The sequence below is a fragment of the Rhodovibrio sodomensis genome (genome assembly GCF_016583645.1).
GTDB classification, from domain to species: Bacteria; Pseudomonadota; Alphaproteobacteria; order Kiloniellales; family Rhodovibrionaceae; genus Rhodovibrio; species Rhodovibrio sodomensis.
The window spans coordinates 1-16,258 of record NZ_NRRL01000009.1; the positions used below are offsets into that span (position 1 = coordinate 1).

Genomic DNA, 16,258 nt, shown 5'->3' on the forward strand with positions numbered 1-16,258 from the left:
GCCGCCGGCCTGAATCGAGACACGAAAAACACCACATCCACATCGTACAATACCCCGCCAAGACCCTTACGCGAACGGCTCGCGGCGGCTACCAGACGGCATCAAGCAGCTGCGTGCAAAATCCAGGCTAAACATGACCCCGTGGCCCAACAAGCTGACCGAGACGTTGGCCATCGCCGCCCTGATGATCGCCCGCGTGTCTGCGACGACCAATGCGTCCGCCTCCACCGGGGACGAGCCGGCAGCCAACAGCTCGATCATCCGGGCTGCCGAGAGCTTGCCGGCGCGCACGCCGGTCGGGCGAGAGATCGTTCGCCGTTTCATGGACCTGAAGCAGCTCCTCGACGCTGGTGCGTTGGTACTGGCGCAGGAACCGCTCCGCCTGGACCCCCAGCTGCTTGCTCGCATCCATGCGCGGACCAAGGCCCTGTCGCAGGCCGAAGTCGCGACCCCAGATATCGTCACCGTCAACTTCGCCGTCACCCGCCCCAAGGTCCGGGCCAGCCACTACGGACACGCTGCATCGCCGAGATGGTTCCGCCCGTCAATCACACCTTGTTCGACGCGTACGGCCGGGAGCTCAAGGGCTCTGCAGCAACCCGACGCCCAGCCCGGTGAGAGCGCTACCGACTGAATCTCGACCCGCACGACGGCACCGCCCGAATCCTGCCGGACGCGCCGGACCTGGCTGTCGAGCCCGAGCTCGCCGCCACCCGCCATACGCGCCAGCGCCCCCGCGCATGGCGTGAGGCCGCGAATGCACGCGGAGATCGGAGCAGGCCGGCGTGCCTACTCGGCATTCTCAACGCGCAGCGTGAGCTTGCTAAAATCGTCGGTCCTGGTGTTACGGTCGGTCATTTTCCGGCCGTAAGCACCGACCTCGATGACGACTTCCAGAGGATTAGACCTGTAGGTGTGCCCCTTGTAGTTGGTCACGAAGAGCCCGCGGTCGCGCACGTCGGATGCCTCGTCGACGAAGGACAGCGACAGGGGCGCGCAGGATTTAAGGCTGTCCACGAGTGGCTGGAAAACATCGAAGGCCTCCCGGGGCGTGGGAAATCTCCAGGAGCACTCGTAACTCGCCTTCCTGCGTAAAATCGGATCGTCACCGGGCTGGCCGCGCGCCTTCCCGAGTCTGCAGCTCGTCGCGCGCGACAGGTAATAGTCACTCTTCGGTTTGCTCGCGGCACGGGACCCGGCCTCGGCGTCGCTGGCGATGGTCGGGAAGTTTTGCGCAATCTCCCGCGCGACGATCATCACGTCGTTGCACGGATCGCCCGTGAAGGTGCCGGCGGCGGCCGTTGCGGACGTCCTGTCGCTGCGCGATGGAGCATCGGCGGGCGCGCGCGAATCTTCCGCGAGGCCCTCGCGCCAGGCTGCCGCCTTCGCCTGCGCCTCGGCGATCTGATCGGCCGTCATGCGTGCGCCCACCGCGTTGCGCGCCTCAACCGCGTCTCTGTCGCCGCGGGCGGCGGCGAGCGCGTAGAACATGTAGGCGCGCACGAAATTCTGCGGCGCGCCGAACCCGTCCTCATAGAGCCGGCCCAGGCGGGCAAGCGCCTTCACGTCGCCGCCGCGTGCCGCCGCGCGCCACTCGGAGATCGCGCGTTCGTAGGATCCGCTGTCGAAGGCCTGAGCTCCGGCTTCGTAATCGGCGTGCGCCGGCTGGAAGACACCTACACTGGCGAACAGGGCGGCGGCCCATAGTGGGCGCATCAGCGGGCGCATGGGGTGCGCCGAGCGGGCGTGTATCCGGGCAGGATCGTGCATCGCGGCTTCCCAGTCTGGCTCGGGTCTGGCTCTGGCCAGTCTAACTCAGGGCGTCGAGGCCTGCCCGGAAAGCGTCCGAGACAGGGGCGCGCCGCCGCCCTAGGAGAAACCCGGCCTCCATCGACTTGACGCGCTGGATCGGGCGACCGTGATCCGGCGGCGAGTTGAAGTTGCTGTCGCCCTTCTCGTAAAGGCTCCGGGCGATGCCGGCGATGTCCAAGCTGCTGCCGTAGGAACTCTTGGTTCCCAGGTACCAGCCGGCGAGGTAGTCAGCGTGGAGTTCCATCAGCGGCTTGTCGAGCTGACCGACGTCCGAGAACTGACGGATATGCCCCCATTCGTGGGCGAAGATGCCGATGACGGCAGTGGCCCAGGCATTCGGGCCCCGCATCAGCTGGCTGGCCTTCGCGATCTCGGTGCGGAGCAGGTTCCGGCCGAAGACGACGGTGCCATCCCCGCGCCGGCGCAGGATGTTCTGGGGCATGGCGTAGGCGTTGATGGCACGGCCATCGTTGAAGAAGGCAAAACCGGGATCGACGCCGAACAGGTCGCGCAACACCGGCGGCTCGGAGTTGAGGGTCCCGTCGAGCTGGGGGATCCCGCTGGCCCGAGAGAACCCCTTGGTGCGAGCCAGACGCCCCGCTTGGCCGCTGGTGAGCGCGCAGACCTTGAGATCGCGGAGGCCGGCCTCCAGCCCCTCATCCCGATCGGCCGGCGCCTCCGGCGAAGCGGACTTGTCATCGCGCTCCGGCCTGTCGGACGGGTCGACCCATCTGGTCTCGGTATCTTGCTGAGGCAGCCCCGGAAAACCGGCCCGTGCGCACGTGCACCCGAGACCTGTGGCCGCCAACGTCGTCGCGACGATTTGGAGGACTGTGCGACGATCCATGGACGGCACTTACCCGATCTGTTATTGAACAGACCGTGGGCTTCTCGCCACTGCGGCGCAAGTGCGCAAAATTAGGTAAAGTAGGGGGCTCGTGAGTCATCGCGGCGCCCCTTAAGCGGGCGTAGCGTCGGCATTCGTCAAAACTGTTTGGGCGTTGGCCGCGATAAGTTGGATCATCGCGGATAACCGAGCAGGCGCCCACACTGATTTGCGGATAGCCAGGGGCCTGGAGAGGTTGCTGGCCGAGACGGTACGCCTGGGGGTCGACACCGGTGTCGTGAAGTCGAGCAGCCTGCAGCGGCTGAGCGTGGACACCACCGTGCAGCCAAAAGCGGTCGCCCATCCGACCGACAGCCGGTTGTACCACAAGGCCCTAGAGGTGCTGGTCCGGCAGGCCAAACGCGCCGGCATCACGCTGCACCAGGCGGCCAGGCGCCTGGCCAAGACCGCGGCGATCAAATCCGGTCGCTACGCCCACGCCCGGCAGTACCGCCGGATGAAGCGCGAGCTGCAGCGGCTGCGCACCTACCTCGGCCGGGTCTATCGCGACGTTGGCCGCAAGATCGCCGGCAACGAGACCCTACAGGCGCGGTTCGACCGGCTGCTCGGGCTGGTGGAGCGCCTGCTCGCCCAGCAGCCGAAGGACAAGAACAAGCTGTACGCCCTGCACGCGCCGGAGGTCGCCTGCATCGCCAAGAGCAAGGCGCGCACGCCCTACGGGTTCGGCTGCAAAGTGGGCCTCGCGGCGACCAACCGCGAGGACTTCGTCGTCGCGGCGACGGCGTTCGAGGGCAATCCCTACGACGGCCACACGCCAGCGGAGACGCTGGCCCAGGCTGAGGCGATGAGCGGGATCGCGGCCGAGCGGGTGTACGTCGACCGCGGCTACCGGGGACACGACGTCGCCGACAAGGAGCGGGTCTACGTGGCGGGCCGCAAGCGCGGGCTCACCCCAACGATCCGCCGGCTGGGCGAAGTGCTGTCCACGCAGCCGGGCGCCATGGCCGACGTGGCGACGAGCAAGGAGGTCACGACCGTTTACGGCGACCTCCTGGTGCACGGCCTTCCTCCACTACGCGGGTACGCCAGCGCGACCGAGACGCTCGCCGCCCGCCTCGACGACGCCGTGGCTAAAGGCGCGTCTGAGCTCGCGGGTCATGCCGATGCCCGCGCGCTCGGTCGCTGGGCCGCGCTCGAGGCCACGGCACGCTCTGTCTACGAGGCCCAGCGGGACGCCTTCATGATCGCGGACCACCTCGACCCGCCGACCATGGCTGAGGCACAGACCCGGATCGCACGCGAGACCATCGAGCAGGGCAATGCCGACACTGCCGAGGCCGCACGGAAGCTTTTCAGAGCCGCACGGCGGAAGGGCGAGCGCATGGCTGAGCACCGCCTGGTGATCGGCATCCTCCAGGTGGCCGGCGGCCTCGCGGCCCTCGGTGCAGCCGCTTCGGATGCCGGTATGCCCGCCGAGGAGGTCGCACCGACCCGCCCGAAGTCCGTACCGAGGTGAAACTCAGCCCAGCCGGCGGCACGACAGCCCCGCCGCCACCGGAAGTCCAGTCGGTCCCGCTCATTGTCCCATGAGCCAGCTCGGCGGTCCCGGCGTACCAGCCACCGGGGCCGCCGGTGCCGCTCGGGTTATCCGCTCGCTTGCTTCTGCTCGCTGCGCTGCTGATACTTCATCCAACGCAGCGCCTTACCAGCGATCTGATCGGTCCGGTACTCGCGGTTCATCGCCGGCCGCCCCTCCGCGTCGATCACCAGGAAATGCAGCGGGTCGGACGGCCGCCAGGCATCGCCACGCCGCACAACCGACAGGCCCGCATCGCTTTCGACAAGACTATAGCTGTCGAGGTTCTGCAGCCGCCCATCTTGGTGGACAAAGGCGTTACGCAACGGACCGCCGTCGTGCCGCTCCCAGTTCTCCGCAAGGATGTCGGCCGCAAGCAGATCGACGTCCGCGTCCGGGCCGATACGACGGACCCTGGAACGGAGTTCCTCGGCCAGATCCTCGTCGAGCTGCTGTAGATCGAGATACACCTCCGCGGCGTACTCACCGGGCATCCCCTCGACCTCGGTGACGGGGCGCGCCAGGACCTCATCGGCAACCCGGCCGTAGTCCTTGTCCTCGCACTCGATCGCTTCCTGCATGAAAGCGTCAAGCCGGCGCGGGGCTTGCTCGGCGACTCGCTGCCGGGCCTGACGGGCCGAGGGCGAATAGCGCTCGATACCCTGCCAGTCGCGTTCAATCCCACCCGATGGCTTCGGTTGCGGTTCGCCCTCACCATCCGCTGTCCGACGGTCCGCCTCCTTGGCCTCTCGCTCGAGCCGCAGCTTCCGACCGAGCTCGGTCTCCGGTTCGGCGGAGGCTGCAGCCTCCTTGGACGCCTCGCCAGACCTTGCCTGATCGGCCTGTTGCGGCTCCCCGCGCGCCTCGCGCTCCTCACGAAGCTTCCGACCCAGGACGGTTTCGCCGGACGGGGAGCTGGCTTGCCCCTTCGGCGGGTCATCCGACGCATCCTCAAAGCGCGCGTCGCGGCCGGGTTCGGCGTCACGCGCGCCCGGGTTCGGCTTGCCACTGGCCCCCGGCTTATCGGTAGGCGACATCTCGTTGCGCGTCCCACGCACCGGCTGCTTCTTGCCCGGCCGTGACTGCCCGGCCTCGCTCTGACGGATGCCTTCAACATCCTTGTTGCCGCCAGGCGGCGGGCCGTACTGGTTCCCAGCAACCTGGCCGGGCGCGAACAGCAGATACAGGCCGAGGAAGAGGTTCGCGACCGGGACAAACGAGACCAGAACCCAGGCACCCTGGTGGCCAAGGTCATGGAGCCGCTGAATTGCGACGCAGAACGCGGGCCAGATCCCGATCAGCGCGCCCAGCGCCATGCCGGCGTTCACGCCCTGGCTCACGCCCGTCCGAGGCGGCGCGTAGGGATCCGTGGGTTGTACCATCTCGACCAGGCCGCCGAGAATTGCCCCCACGAACTGGAAGACAAGGGTAATCCCGATCATCCAGCCGAAATAACTCAGTCGACCGCGCCGCCCTTCCGGTGTGAAAAGATCCTTCAATGCCAGCTCCCCTAGATCTGGTGATCTGGCTGCTGATCCCGGTCTGCACATCGTGCTATCTGGCCACGCGCACCGGTCCGCGCACCGCTACAAGGTCCACGCACGGTCAGGAGTGGCCGCGCTCCGGAATCACGGGTTTCCCCAGGGCATCCAGCCCGCAGCCCTCGCCAAAGCCCCCGCTATCGCGACCTCGGGAACCTGCCGATCAGCCGGCGGTGTTTCAAGCCCGCCCGTGGTTATCCCGGCGCACTGTCAGCTGTGTCGCGCGGCCTTCTTCTCGGCCCAGAGCGCCACCAGGCGCCCCACCCTGCGCTTATGCCGACCCAGGAAGTTGCGGGCGCGTCGCCGCAGGAGATCCAGTCGCTGCTGGATCGGGAACAGATGGCGCAACACGGCTGCGCGCATCCGCACCGGCCCCGGCATGACCGGGGTCTCGGACAGACAAGACAGGTCCGGCGCCTCGAGGATGCGGGCAAGCCGGTCCTGATAGACGCGCGGACCGAAGTCACGGTCGATCGCCGCGCGCCCCACGGCCGACTGGCGGCGAAACGCATCCGGGTCGCTGGCAAGCGTCGCCACCACCGCCTGAGCGTGCGGCAACTCGGCATAGACGGCCGCGTCACCAAAAGTCCGGCGGAAATGCGGCGGCAACACACAGACACAGCCCGCCGCCGCGGCCTCAGCGATCGTCCGGCCGAAGGCCTCCACCCAGCTGCTGTGATGGTAATAGACGAAGAAGTCGAGCTCGCTCAGGAAGTCCGCGACCCCGATCTCGTTGAACCTCCAGGTCGTCCAGTTCGCCGGCTGACGGCCAATCCGGCCCAGCAGATCATCGCCAACACCCAGCAACCGGACGTCGACGGCATCGGTCTCGGGGTAGGCCGTCAGGATCTGCTCACGGGTATCCGGCCACTTCTGCCACTCCGCCCGGCTGTGCCGCCCGATCCGGGGGCGGTTCCCCCGAAGCTCCAAGCGTGCCGCGCCCCAATCGTCGACGAAGATCAGGTTCAGCCAGTTCTCGCGCAGCCGCGGCAAGTCGACGCCGGCGCGATCGAAGCTGTCCCGGCAGGCCGGCGAAATCGGCGCCCAGACGAACGCCCCGCCGAAAGCCTCCCGCGCGATCGCGTCGATCCGCCAGGCGTCATAGTACCAGCGGCCCTGGCGGTCGGCCGGCGGCTGGTGCGCGACCATCACGCGGCGCTCGGCGCGCAGGTTCGGCCTGACGCGCGGTGCGCGCGCCAGAATGTAGGGGTTATGCACGACCAGCAGCCGGGCCTCGGCGGTGGCACGCTCCGGGATCTCTGTGGCGCGCCCGCGCGTGATCTCCGCCTGCACGTGGGGATGCACCGGACGCGGCTTGCTACCGAACAGCGGCGCGTTCACCTGGTAGAGGCCGACCGAGTAACCGGCGGCGTGCGCCGCCCGGATCTCGTGGGCGATGGCTGTCGATGTCCCGCCGGGAAAGCGCAGGTCCGCGACGAAGATCAGGTCGAAATCCGGTCCCCCGCTCATGCCGCGGCCTTCCGGCGCAGTACCGCGACGTAGCCGAGCGGGAAGGACGCCTGCAGCCGGGACCCCTGCAGCGCCCGCCTGACCCAGGGGAGATTGAACGCCGCCAGCGCCAGACGCTGATACAGTCGCACGACACCGTGCCCGACCCGCCTCATGACGCCGCGCACCCGGCGCGGAGCGCGCCCGACAGCGCCGTCGATCAAGGTGATCGCCAGCTTGCTCTGGATATCGACCAGCACCGCCGGTGCGTGGCCGTAGGCTTCGAGTGCCTCGACCTCGAGCCCTGCCTGCTCGGCCATGTGCTTGAGGGCATGGCAGGTGTAGCGGTGGTAGTCGTGCGGCTCCTCGTGCAGCCAGTAGAGGAAGGGCACCTCCAGGACCAGCGCCCCGCCTGTACGCAGGACCCGCGCGACCTCTGACAGCAGCCGTTTCGGCTCGGCGATGTGTTCCAGGACCGAGCTCATCAACGCAGCGTCGACACTCTCGCTGTCGAGCGGGAGTGCGACGTTGAGGTCGGCCAGGTGATCGCTGTGACGGCCGACGTCGTGCAGCGATTGCCCCCAGTCGACACACACGATCGAAAGGGCCTGATCGCGGTAACCGCCGTAGAAGGGGGCCTCGCCGGCCCCGATATCCGCCACGTCGCCGCGGACATGCCGGCGCACCAGCGGGATCAGCGCGGCCTGCTGCAGCGTCGCGGTGAGCAGGCTGCCCGCGCCCACGCCAGTTGATCGGATGCGCCAGCTGCCATCCGGCTGCCAGTCGATCTTGCTCGGCCGCCAGCCATTCTCGTTTCGCATTCGGACACCCTTCCCGACCGTATTCAACGATCCGGAAATGGGTCCAATACGCTTCTCGTGTCCGAAATAACGGCCAATCCACCGCCATTGCCCCCATGTTCGCGACAGACAGGCCCAGGCAACTCCGAGGAGCGCCCCATGTTTCAGTCCCTGCTCGCTAAGGGCATCAAGACCTTCGGCTCCGGCATGATCTCCCTGCCCGGCGGCGGGCAGGTGTCCGTCCCGGACACGACCGCGCCGTTCTCTATGCGCCTCGTCGATCTCGCGAATGAGGTCGGACCCGACGTGGAAGGGCATCTGCCCGAGGCCGCCACGACGGTGCTGACCCACCTGATCGGGCAGTCGATGGTGAAGAATGACCTCGATTTCGCCGACCGGGACGTTGCCGTCTCGACGGTGTTCGCGATCTGCCTGGCCGGCACGATCCTGGTCGACGGGCTGGAGAAGTCCGGCCACCAGGTCCAGCCGGCCTCCATGTTCGCGCTCGCGACCCGGCGCCTGCTGGCGGACATCCACCCGGATGACGCCGAGCGCAAGCGCATCTTCCTGGAGGGCGTCGCCGAGTTCCAGGCCGTCGCCGCCGGCAAGCGCGACGATTGGAAGAAGCTGACCGACGGCGTCTGCCAGGCGACCGTGGGTGCGGTGTTCGCGGCGGATCCGCGCTACGTCGACATGCTGGCCCCGCTGATCGGTCCGCTCCACACTGAGCGCGTCAAACTCACGAACGCGGCCTGAGCCGACCCGGGAGAACGCCTCGATCTCCTCCTGGCCCCATTTATCTTGCAAACTGTCGCACTTAAGCGACTTTCTTGCAGTGGCGAAGCGCGCTATCAGAGATGCAGCGGCTACGCGGTGGAGGTGGTATGACGAGTCAGAGCGACGTGCGTCACGGCGCAGAGTTTGACGCGTTCATCAAACGGCTAGAAGCGTTTCTCAAACCGCGCTTCGAGGGGCCCTCGGTCGGCCAGCGTCTCGCGTCTGCCCGTCAAGCCGGGGTGCTGACGCGTTACCAAGAGCAATTCCTCAACGATTGCTGGACCCTCCGCAACCTGCGGGCCCACGGCGAGTCCGGAGGGAGCACCTGCTTCGCTGAACCCGCTTACCTGGTGGTCCGCCGCCTCGAGGAGATCGTGCGTGATCTGGAAGGCAACCCCCGGATCGCGCTCGCGGGTGATCCACCGAAGGTTTTTCAGCCAACGGATATGCTGAGCCCGGTCCTTTCATACATGCATCAGCAAGACTTCAGTCAGGTTCCGGTGTGGGCCGACGGCCGCGCCCGGCTGATGACGCAGGTTGGTGTGGCGAAGTGGCTGGAGCGGGAAGCTGGCGAGATCGGCGTGGTCGAGTTGGAGGCGGCAACGCTCGCCGACGTGATGCAGCACGAAGGCGACGTTCATGTCGACTGGGCGCGCAAGAGCATCAGCTACCTCGATCTCCAGCGCCGCTTCATCGAGAACGCCGCGCGCGGGTACAGGACCTTCGCCTTCCTGATCACTTCGAACGGCCACGCCGACGGCAAGGTGGTCGGCATCGTGACGCCTTGGGATCTCTTTCCCCACGGGCCCGAAGGGAATTGAGGCCTTTCAGACGCAATGTGCGCCAGCTCTGTGACTTTTGGCACATCGCCGGATTGGGAGTGCGCGACGCCGACCTAGCCTGAAGGGTGAGGCGCGCCATCGCGCGCCGCTGCCTGGAGGTCAGCCATGCTCGCACCCGCCCGCTGCATCGCCGCCCCACACCCGGAGCGTGCGCGATGACGGCCACCCTAGCCGACCTGTTCCTCAACGCGCTCGATCGCCCGCGCCTGCTTGGCTACATGGGCTCTACCGCCGCGGTGAGCGGCGCGGTGCGCAAGCGTCTGCTGCGCGATCTCCGCGCCAGCGCGCGCTACCGGCTGGACCCGGATCTCGCGCGCGCCGTGGCCGGACAGCCGATGCCGCTGGGCGCGCTCGATGCGGAGACCGGCTTCCGCATGCCCCAAGAGCGGATGTGGATAGAGCTCCAGAGCGGCGTTTTCGAAGGCAACCCCGGGCGCTTCGGCCTGCTGGCGGCGCCGCACGATGTCCAGGGCTTTCGGCTGGACGTCATCCTTGTCGACCCCGAGGCCATGGGGCGCACCGGCGCGGTCGCAATGAGCCCTGGATCGGTGCGCTTCGATTTTGGCCTGCGCATCCCCGACGATCCCGTCGCCCGGAAGCTGGGCATCACCGTCGACTACCTGATCGACGAGGCCCGCGCGTACCACGCGAAGTCCGCGGGCATCGATCCAGAGGCAGGTCTGCAGGCTTACTTGAGCTCGCCGAGCGGGCAGCGGATCGAGCAGGACATGAGATGCACCAACATCGAGATGCACCCCGGTGTCACGCCCGAGAACATCAGCAGCGCACATAACCTTGCCGGCCTGCGCGGCACCGGCCCCGCTGCCCTGTCGATCCTCGCGGTCTTCTGCACGCTGCTCGCGGAGCGCTCCGAGCGCGTCGTGGAACACCGAGACGTGGCCGGCGTGCGGCGGCTCGCCGGCCGCCCAACCGCCGACCGCCCGGTCCTGTCCTACCGTCAGGCCCACATCGCCCTGCCGAACCGTATCGAAGCGGTAATCTCCGAGGCCGCCAGCCGGTCGGAACGCGCCGACCGTAAGCGCCAGCACGAATGCCGAGGGCACTGGTGCGAGAGTCGGCGCGGGCGCGACGACTGCGATCACAACTGGGAGCGCGAGGCTGTTCAGCGCTGGCGCTGCCTGGCCTGCGGCCGCCGGCGGTGGTGGCGGCGGGCCCACCAACGAGGCAGCCCCGAGCTAGGCCGGGTCAACAAGGACTACAGGGCCGCGCTTCGGCCGAGAGCTTACGCATGAAAACCGATTGGACCCGCGAGGAGTTGAGCCAGCTGCGCACTCTTTACCCGACCGAGACGCCGCTCGGGGAGATCGCGCATCGCCTCGGGCGAAGCCGCAGCTCGATCACCGACAAAGCCTACCGGCTGGGCTTGCGTCGCGGCCCGAGACCCTGGACGACCACCGAGCTGCGCCTGCTGGAAAGGCTGGCCCGTAGCGGTCTCACCTATACCGCGATCGCCGCACACTTTCGCGGGCGCTCGAGCATCGCCGTCCGGGACCGGATCAAGAAGCTCGGCCCCGCCGTGAGCCGGGCGCCCCGGCCGTGGACCGAGGCCGACCTCACCCGGCTGCGCCAGGACTTCGCGCGCGCCGTGCCGGTCACCGAGATCGCCAGGACCCTCGCGCGCAGCAAGCCGGCGGTGGCATCGAAGGCGCGCGCCCTCGGCCTGCACCAGCCCACGGCACCCCGCCCCTTCACGGACGCCGAGCGGGACTTCCTTCGGAAAACCTACGGCCGCACCCACACCCCCGAGCAGATCGCCCAGCAGCTGTCGCGCAGCGTCTCCTCGATCTACAGCGAGGCGCACCGGCTGCAGCTCAGCCGCCACCAAGGATCCGCCGGCTGCCCTTACCGCCAGACCAAGGGCGGCGCGGCGGAGACAACGACCCGCGCCATGCCGCGGAAACCCCGGCGTGGCCAGCCGCGTCGGGCCAAGCGCACCGAACCCCCGCGCTCGCCGGGCGCTGACCGTGCGATCGAGGCGTTCATCGCGCGCAACGGCGTCACCCGACCCGAGGAAGCGCCGGCGGAGGCCGCCGCGACCTACCTGCGCCGGCGCGACTACTGCGTGGTGCCGAGCGGTCAGGAGTGGATCGTGGACGGTCGGCGGCGCCTGACGGGTTCGGAACTAATCGAGCTCGCGATCCGCCGCGGCCATACCCCCGAACCTGGGGGCACATCAGACTCTTCGCGGGCGCGCTCCGGCGAAACCGCGCGCCTCAACCACTCCTTCACCAGCTCCGGCTAGATTGCCTGCTGGCGGGATCGACACATGGACGGGCCATGAAGACAACCCATCTCCCCGGCAGTGGCGACAGCTCTGCCTTCGACGCCTACCGCGTCTGGCACGGCGCTATCTGGGGCGCCTTTTTCGGTCGCCTCGGCTGGTCCTATACCCATTTCGGCGGCGACCTCGCCCCCGACGCCCCCGCGTTGTGGGTTGGCAAGCCGTTGCCGGCGACAGCGGTCTACGCGATCCCCGACCACAAGCTGATGGACCTCCATCCGGATTCCACCGAGGCCCGGGATCGCTGGGGGCGTCTCTACCGCGACATCACGGCTGACGGCACGCTTTTGCTGCCGGACCGACCGCAGACCGGAAACCTGCGTCTGCCCGCTCGTTTCAACGCCGCCAATGCCGCGGTGCTGGGCTGGTACCTGCCGCCGCTTCCCGAGGAGATCGACGCCGGCGATAAGGCCGATCCCCGCGACTGGTGCCTGATGCTGCTACGGCGTCCAGAATACCACGGCGCCGCGGACCCAGCCCCTGTATCGGCTGACAGCCCCTACGACAGCAACGATCCAGAGCTGCTGGACAGCGTCATCAACGACCGGATGCCGGCGATCGGCTGGATCGACGCGGAGTTCGACGCGCGCGAGGCCGGGTATCTGCCGGTTCCGATGCCGGGACTTCCCGCCCTACCCCGCGTCCGCTCAACTCGCTGACGTCACCACCCGAAGCACGGGCCGGGTGTGCAGGCGACGATAGGCGCCGATCGAGGGGGTCAGGCAGGATTGCGCCTGCCCGAGCGCCTCCAGGCTGAGGCGCGCCACCCGGCGGCCGAAGGCTTCGCCGTCGATCGCGGTCAGGCGCTCCACCCATGCCGGCAGGACCAGTTCACCCGACCGGCGGATCTCGACGCACCGCAGTTCCGGCTGGACGAACACAAGCGCCTGGAAACGCGTGACCTCGGCGCCCTCGATCGTCACCACGACGGTTCGGTGATGCTCCGCATCGGCCGCCCGCGGCGCCAACGACACCACGAGCGGATCGCGCTCGAGGCACTTCTCGGCGTCGATCAGTTCGGCCCGCAGATCACCCGCCCGCTCGGCCACCTGCGCGCGTTTGCGCGCGATCGCAGACGGGTCCAGGCCGGTCTCATAGCTCGTCGCCAGCAGTAGCGGGCGCTGACACCAGGCGCCGGTGACCGGGTCGGGGCCGCTCGCGACCAGGAGGAGTTCCTGGTTCATCTCCTCCTCGATGGTCAGGTGCGGCAATTCCCCCATTCGCCCGGCGGGCTCGGTCAGATGCCCAGGGTAGATCGGCGCGTCCGCGTCGCGCTCCAGCAGCAGCATGCGTCCGCGCGGGTACTCGCTGCAGCCCGGCTCCCACAGGAACAACCCCGCAGAGACGGAGAGCAGCCCGGGGCTGCCGTAGCCGGCGAAGAACCGCTCGCTGATCGGCACGCCGGCGGCGTAGCGTTGCGCCACCTCCGCGTTGAGCGCGAGCGTCGGCACCCACGCCGGCACCTTCAGCCGGACTTCGTTGCCGCGCTCCGCGATCTCGGCGAGGGCGAACAGGTGATCGTGCTCGGGATCACCGGGCTGGAAGGGCTGGCGCAGCAGCCAGGCACTGCGGATGCGCCTGAGGGTCTCTCGCGACATCTGGGTCTCCGTCCGCGGATGGGGTCGCGTACGGATTTGGTGACGGCCTGACACCTGTGCCGGGCATCCGCCGCGAACCCATTTCCGGCAGACAAGCTACTCGCGTGCGCCGCCAAGTCCGCCGAACGGCCATATCGGCCCGCGCACGCCAATGAAGGACATCCGCATGATCCAGCGCTCCCCCGGGACAACCCGCCGCCGGTTCCTGACGGGCGCGGGCGCCCTCGCCGCTTCCGCGGCCCTGCCGGCTCCGCTGCGCGCCGCCGCGCGGGCAGGGATTCCGCACTGGGACCTGAGTCCCGGGCCGATATCGCGCCAGCTCGCCGGCCCCGAGTACGGCGAAAGCACCCTGTGGGCCTACAACGCCAGCATCCCGGGTCCGATCATCCGGGTCGATCAGGGCCAGCCGTTCCGCGTTCGCCTGACCAACGGGCTATCGCAGGCCACCACACTGCATTGCCACGGTCTGAGACTGCGGAACGCCATGGACGGTGTGCCGGGCCTCACCCAGAGCCCCACGGCCCCTGGCGAGACCTTCGATTACGAGATCACTGCACCGGATGCCGGAACGTTCTGGTACCACCCGCACTACCAGAGCTCCGAGCAGGTCGCGCGCGGTCTCTACGGCCTGCTGATCGTGGACGAGCGGGATCCACTGCCGGTCGACCGGGAAATCCTTCTCGTGGTCGACGACTGGCGGGTGACACCGCAGGGACTGCTCGACACCGACAGCTTCGGATCGCTCGGCGACCGCAGCCACGGTGGCCGGTTCGGCAACATGCTGACGGTCAACGGCGAGATCCGCCCGCGCTTCCAGCTGCGCCGCGGCGAGCGCGCCCGGGTGCGGATGTGCAACACGGCGAACGCCCGCCCGATGACCTTCGCCTTCCCGGGCCACGACGTCACGCTGCTCGCGCTGGACGGCCAGCCCGTCGCCCCCGAGGAGCTGCTCGGCGCGGAGATCGCGCTCGCCCCCGGCCAGCGCGCCGATCTGCTGCTTGACTGCAACGGCCCGGACGGCAGCTCCGCCCAGATCCACGAAGTGTCGACCGGCCAGGCGATGCTGGCCGCCCACCTCGACTACGCGGACACGCCGCTGCGGGAGCGCGCGCCCACCAGCAAACTGGCGCTGCCCGCAAACCCGCTCCCCGAACCCAACCCGCTCGACGGCCATGTCATCGATCTCGTGATGGAGGGCGGCGCGATGGGCGGGATGCGTCAGGCACGCTACCAGGGACAGATGCAGAGCATGCGCGCCCTCGCGGACGCGGGACAGTTCTGGGCCTTCAACGGCGAGATCGGCACTCTGGGCACCTCACTCGGGACGGTCGCGCTGGGCCGGACGGTGCACCTGACCATCCACAACGACACGGCCTTTGCCCATGCCATGCATCTTCATGGGCATCATTTCCGGGTGATCGCCCGCAACGGCCAGTCGGTGCGGGCCGAACCGTGGCGGGACACCGAGCTGGTGCCGCGCGGCGAGCGGCTGACCCTGGCCTTCGTCGCCGACAATCCGGGCAAGTGGGCACTGCACTGCCACATGCTGGAGCACGCGGCTTCTGGAATGATGGCGCATTTCGAGGTCGTCTGAACCCGACCGGCGCCTGGCCGCGATCAGCCGACGGACGGTGTCGCCCGTCCACCGCGCCAAGCTTGCACGACACGCCCTTCCGGACGCCACCACATCCCCCGGCGTTCCAGGAGGACTGGCGTCAGCGCCGGCCCGACCCGTTGTGGTGGAGACAACATCATGCTGCAGCTTGTGCCTGCCCTTACCGCGCGGCCCCGTCCGACCTACCGGATGCGGCAGCTGACACGCGATGACTGGTCGATTTTCCGCAGCCTCCGCCTGGCCGCACTCGCCGACGCCCCGAGCCTGATGGGTGGCGACTTCGAGATCGAGCGCCACTACGATCCCGACACCTGGCGGCGCATGGCCGCTCCGGACAGCGGCGCGACCTGGGCACTGATGGCAGGCCATCGGCCGGCCGGCATGACCTACGCCAAGCGCGATCCCGACCAGGCCGACACGGTGATCTTCGGCGGCACCTGGATCGCGCCCGCCCATCGCGGACACGGGCTCGCGCGTCTGTTCCACGAGACGCGGCTCTCTTGGGCGATCGAGCAGACAGGCTATCGCTGGTCCTCCTGCTCCCATCGCCGCGGCAACCATGCCTCCCAGAACGCGATCCTGCGCGCCGGCTTCCGGCTCTACAAGATCACCCACGAGCAGTGGTTCGACGGAACCTGGGACTACGAGTATCACTATCGCATCGACCTGGACGCCTACCGGGTCGAACAAGCCGCCGCGGCGACGGCCGCATCCTGGTCGCGGTCCTGGGGGCTGAGCCCGTCGCTCCACGCGTCCGGCTGATTCGGTCCAGCCCGCCTCAGGACAGCGCGGCGTCGCGGATCTGGGCTGGCATCGCGCGCAGCCGGTCGATCGCGTCCCCCAGAAGTCGGCCTGCTGCGGCGATCTCCTGACACGCCTGCCGGGCGGAGGTGGCGTTCTCTGCGAGTTCGCCGGCATCGCGGGCGACGCGCGTCAGCTCGCTGGTCGCTTGCTGGGAGGCCCGGGCGATGCTCTCAGCCGGCCGTTCTTCATCCCCGATGACCTGACAGGGGTCGAGATGTCCCGTCGGCAGCGGTCCGGCCGGCCGGCGGTATTGATTGAGTTCCACGACATTCGACACAGCAACTCTCCCCGAAAA

At 68.5% G+C, this 16,258-nt stretch carries 15 protein-coding genes and 1 pseudogene; 9 read left to right on the top strand and 7 right to left on the bottom strand.

The features are described 5' to 3' along the window. Nucleotides 1-133 precede the first annotated feature (133 nt). Nucleotides 134-634 carry a hypothetical protein gene (locus CKO28_RS06090; RefSeq protein WP_200339736.1) on the top strand — a complete coding sequence of 167 codons (501 nt, stop codon included), beginning with the start codon at nt 134-136 and terminating at the stop codon, nt 632-634. 155 nt (nt 635-789) lie between these two features. Here CKO28_RS06090 and CKO28_RS06095 read toward each other — a convergent pair whose 3' ends face one another. Beyond that, nucleotides 790-1,770 carry a tetratricopeptide repeat protein gene (locus CKO28_RS06095; RefSeq protein ID WP_200339737.1) on the bottom strand — a complete coding sequence of 327 codons (981 nt, stop codon included), beginning with the start codon at nt 1,768-1,770 and terminating at the stop codon, nt 790-792. A 40-nt stretch (nt 1,771-1,810) separates the two neighbouring features. Next, complete coding sequence (locus CKO28_RS06100; protein WP_200339738.1) at nt 1,811-2,659, bottom strand: M48 family metalloprotease; 849 nt, start codon at nt 2,657-2,659, stop codon at nt 1,811-1,813. A 223-nt stretch (nt 2,660-2,882) separates the two neighbouring features. Between CKO28_RS06100 and CKO28_RS28280 the strand changes: the two are divergent. After that, a pseudogene (locus tag CKO28_RS28280) lies at nt 2,883-3,626 on the top strand (transposase family protein); the annotation flags it as partial. Between the two features lie 677 nt (nt 3,627-4,303). Here the strand turns inward: CKO28_RS28280 and CKO28_RS06110 are convergent. The 3 genes from CKO28_RS06110 to CKO28_RS06120 all read right to left on the bottom strand — a co-directional run bounded on the left by CKO28_RS06110 (nt 4,304) and on the right by CKO28_RS06120 (nt 8,046). Further along, nucleotides 4,304-5,734: a DUF805 domain-containing protein gene (locus tag CKO28_RS06110; RefSeq protein WP_200339740.1), complete on the bottom strand. Its 1,431-nt coding sequence runs from the start codon at nt 5,732-5,734 to the stop codon at nt 4,304-4,306. 252 nt (nt 5,735-5,986) lie between these two features. Continuing rightward, a complete protein-coding gene (locus CKO28_RS06115) occupies nt 5,987-7,246 on the bottom strand; it encodes a glycosyltransferase family protein (protein WP_200339741.1) in 1,260 nt (419 codons plus the stop codon). Beyond that, nucleotides 7,243-8,046 (bottom strand): class I SAM-dependent methyltransferase, encoded by an 804-nt coding sequence (locus tag CKO28_RS06120; protein ID WP_200339742.1) that lies wholly within the window; start codon nt 8,044-8,046, stop codon nt 7,243-7,245. Before CKO28_RS06120 ends, CKO28_RS06115 begins: the two co-directional genes overlap by 4 nt. 138 nt (nt 8,047-8,184) lie before the next feature. Here CKO28_RS06120 and CKO28_RS06125 point away from each other — a divergent pair, with 138 nt between their 5' ends. The 5 genes from CKO28_RS06125 to CKO28_RS06145 all read left to right on the top strand — a co-directional run bounded on the left by CKO28_RS06125 (nt 8,185) and on the right by CKO28_RS06145 (nt 12,605). Continuing rightward, nucleotides 8,185-8,781, top strand: a complete 597-nt coding sequence (locus tag CKO28_RS06125; RefSeq protein ID WP_200339743.1) for a hypothetical protein — start codon at nt 8,185-8,187, stop codon at nt 8,779-8,781. A 128-nt stretch (nt 8,782-8,909) separates the two neighbouring features. Further along, nucleotides 8,910-9,623, top strand: coding sequence for a hypothetical protein (locus CKO28_RS06130; protein ID WP_200339744.1), 714 nt, complete (start codon nt 8,910-8,912; stop codon nt 9,621-9,623). Nucleotides 9,624-9,799: 176 nt separating this feature from the next. Further along, nucleotides 9,800-10,897, top strand: a complete 1,098-nt coding sequence (locus CKO28_RS06135; RefSeq protein WP_200339745.1) for a hypothetical protein — start codon at nt 9,800-9,802, stop codon at nt 10,895-10,897. Beyond that, on the top strand, nt 10,894-11,907 hold the full coding sequence (locus CKO28_RS06140; RefSeq protein WP_200339746.1) for an SANT/Myb-like DNA-binding domain-containing protein: 1,014 nt from the start codon (nt 10,894-10,896) through the stop codon (nt 11,905-11,907). Before CKO28_RS06135 ends, CKO28_RS06140 begins: the two co-directional genes overlap by 4 nt. Nucleotides 11,908-11,942: 35 nt before the next feature. Further along, nucleotides 11,943-12,605 carry a hypothetical protein gene (locus tag CKO28_RS06145; protein WP_200339747.1) on the top strand — a complete coding sequence of 221 codons (663 nt, stop codon included), beginning with the start codon at nt 11,943-11,945 and terminating at the stop codon, nt 12,603-12,605. Here CKO28_RS06145 and CKO28_RS06150 read toward each other — a convergent pair. Beyond that, entirely contained in the window at nt 12,594-13,544 is a 951-nt protein-coding gene (locus CKO28_RS06150; RefSeq protein ID WP_200339748.1) for an NUDIX hydrolase, read from the bottom strand. The two genes, CKO28_RS06145 and CKO28_RS06150, sit on opposite strands and share 12 nt — an antisense overlap. 166 nt (nt 13,545-13,710) lie before the next feature. Here CKO28_RS06150 and CKO28_RS06155 point away from each other — a divergent pair, with 166 nt between their 5' ends. Together CKO28_RS06155 and CKO28_RS06160 are read left to right on the top strand one after the other, a co-directional pair. Beyond that, a complete protein-coding gene (locus CKO28_RS06155) occupies nt 13,711-15,138 on the top strand; it encodes a multicopper oxidase family protein (protein ID WP_200339749.1) in 1,428 nt (475 codons plus the stop codon). Between the two features lie 159 nt (nt 15,139-15,297). Then, complete coding sequence (locus tag CKO28_RS06160) at nt 15,298-15,921, top strand: GNAT family N-acetyltransferase (RefSeq protein WP_200339750.1); 624 nt, start codon at nt 15,298-15,300, stop codon at nt 15,919-15,921. A 16-nt stretch (nt 15,922-15,937) separates the two neighbouring features. Here the strand turns inward: CKO28_RS06160 and CKO28_RS06165 are convergent, their stop codons facing one another. Beyond that, a complete protein-coding gene (locus CKO28_RS06165; protein WP_200339751.1) occupies nt 15,938-16,240 on the bottom strand; it encodes a hypothetical protein in 303 nt (100 codons plus the stop codon). Nucleotides 16,241-16,258 lie beyond the last annotated feature (18 nt).

Bases quoted from the DNA above. Each gene is read 5' to 3' on its own strand.
- CKO28_RS06090 (WP_200339736.1), top strand. From the start codon at position 134: ATGACCCCGTGGCCCAACAAGCTGACCGAGACGTTGGCCATCGCCGCC.
- CKO28_RS06095 (WP_200339737.1), bottom strand. From the start codon at position 1,770: ATGCACGATCCTGCCCGGATACACGCCCGCTCGGCGCACCCCATGCGC.
- CKO28_RS06100 (WP_200339738.1), bottom strand. From the start codon at position 2,659: ATGGATCGTCGCACAGTCCTCCAAATCGTCGCGACGACGTTGGCGGCC.
- CKO28_RS06115 (WP_200339741.1), bottom strand. From the start codon at position 7,246: ATGAGCGGGGGACCGGATTTCGACCTGATCTTCGTCGCGGACCTGCGC.
- CKO28_RS06120 (WP_200339742.1), bottom strand. From the start codon at position 8,046: ATGCGAAACGAGAATGGCTGGCGGCCGAGCAAGATCGACTGGCAGCCG.
- CKO28_RS06125 (WP_200339743.1), top strand. From the start codon at position 8,185: ATGTTTCAGTCCCTGCTCGCTAAGGGCATCAAGACCTTCGGCTCCGGC.
- CKO28_RS06130 (WP_200339744.1), top strand. From the start codon at position 8,910: ATGACGAGTCAGAGCGACGTGCGTCACGGCGCAGAGTTTGACGCGTTC.
- CKO28_RS06135 (WP_200339745.1), top strand. From the start codon at position 9,800: ATGACGGCCACCCTAGCCGACCTGTTCCTCAACGCGCTCGATCGCCCG.
- CKO28_RS06140 (WP_200339746.1), top strand. From the start codon at position 10,894: ATGAAAACCGATTGGACCCGCGAGGAGTTGAGCCAGCTGCGCACTCTT.
- CKO28_RS06145 (WP_200339747.1), top strand. From the start codon at position 11,943: ATGAAGACAACCCATCTCCCCGGCAGTGGCGACAGCTCTGCCTTCGAC.
- CKO28_RS06150 (WP_200339748.1), bottom strand. From the start codon at position 13,544: ATGTCGCGAGAGACCCTCAGGCGCATCCGCAGTGCCTGGCTGCTGCGC.
- CKO28_RS06155 (WP_200339749.1), top strand. From the start codon at position 13,711: ATGATCCAGCGCTCCCCCGGGACAACCCGCCGCCGGTTCCTGACGGGC.
- CKO28_RS06160 (WP_200339750.1), top strand. From the start codon at position 15,298: ATGCTGCAGCTTGTGCCTGCCCTTACCGCGCGGCCCCGTCCGACCTAC.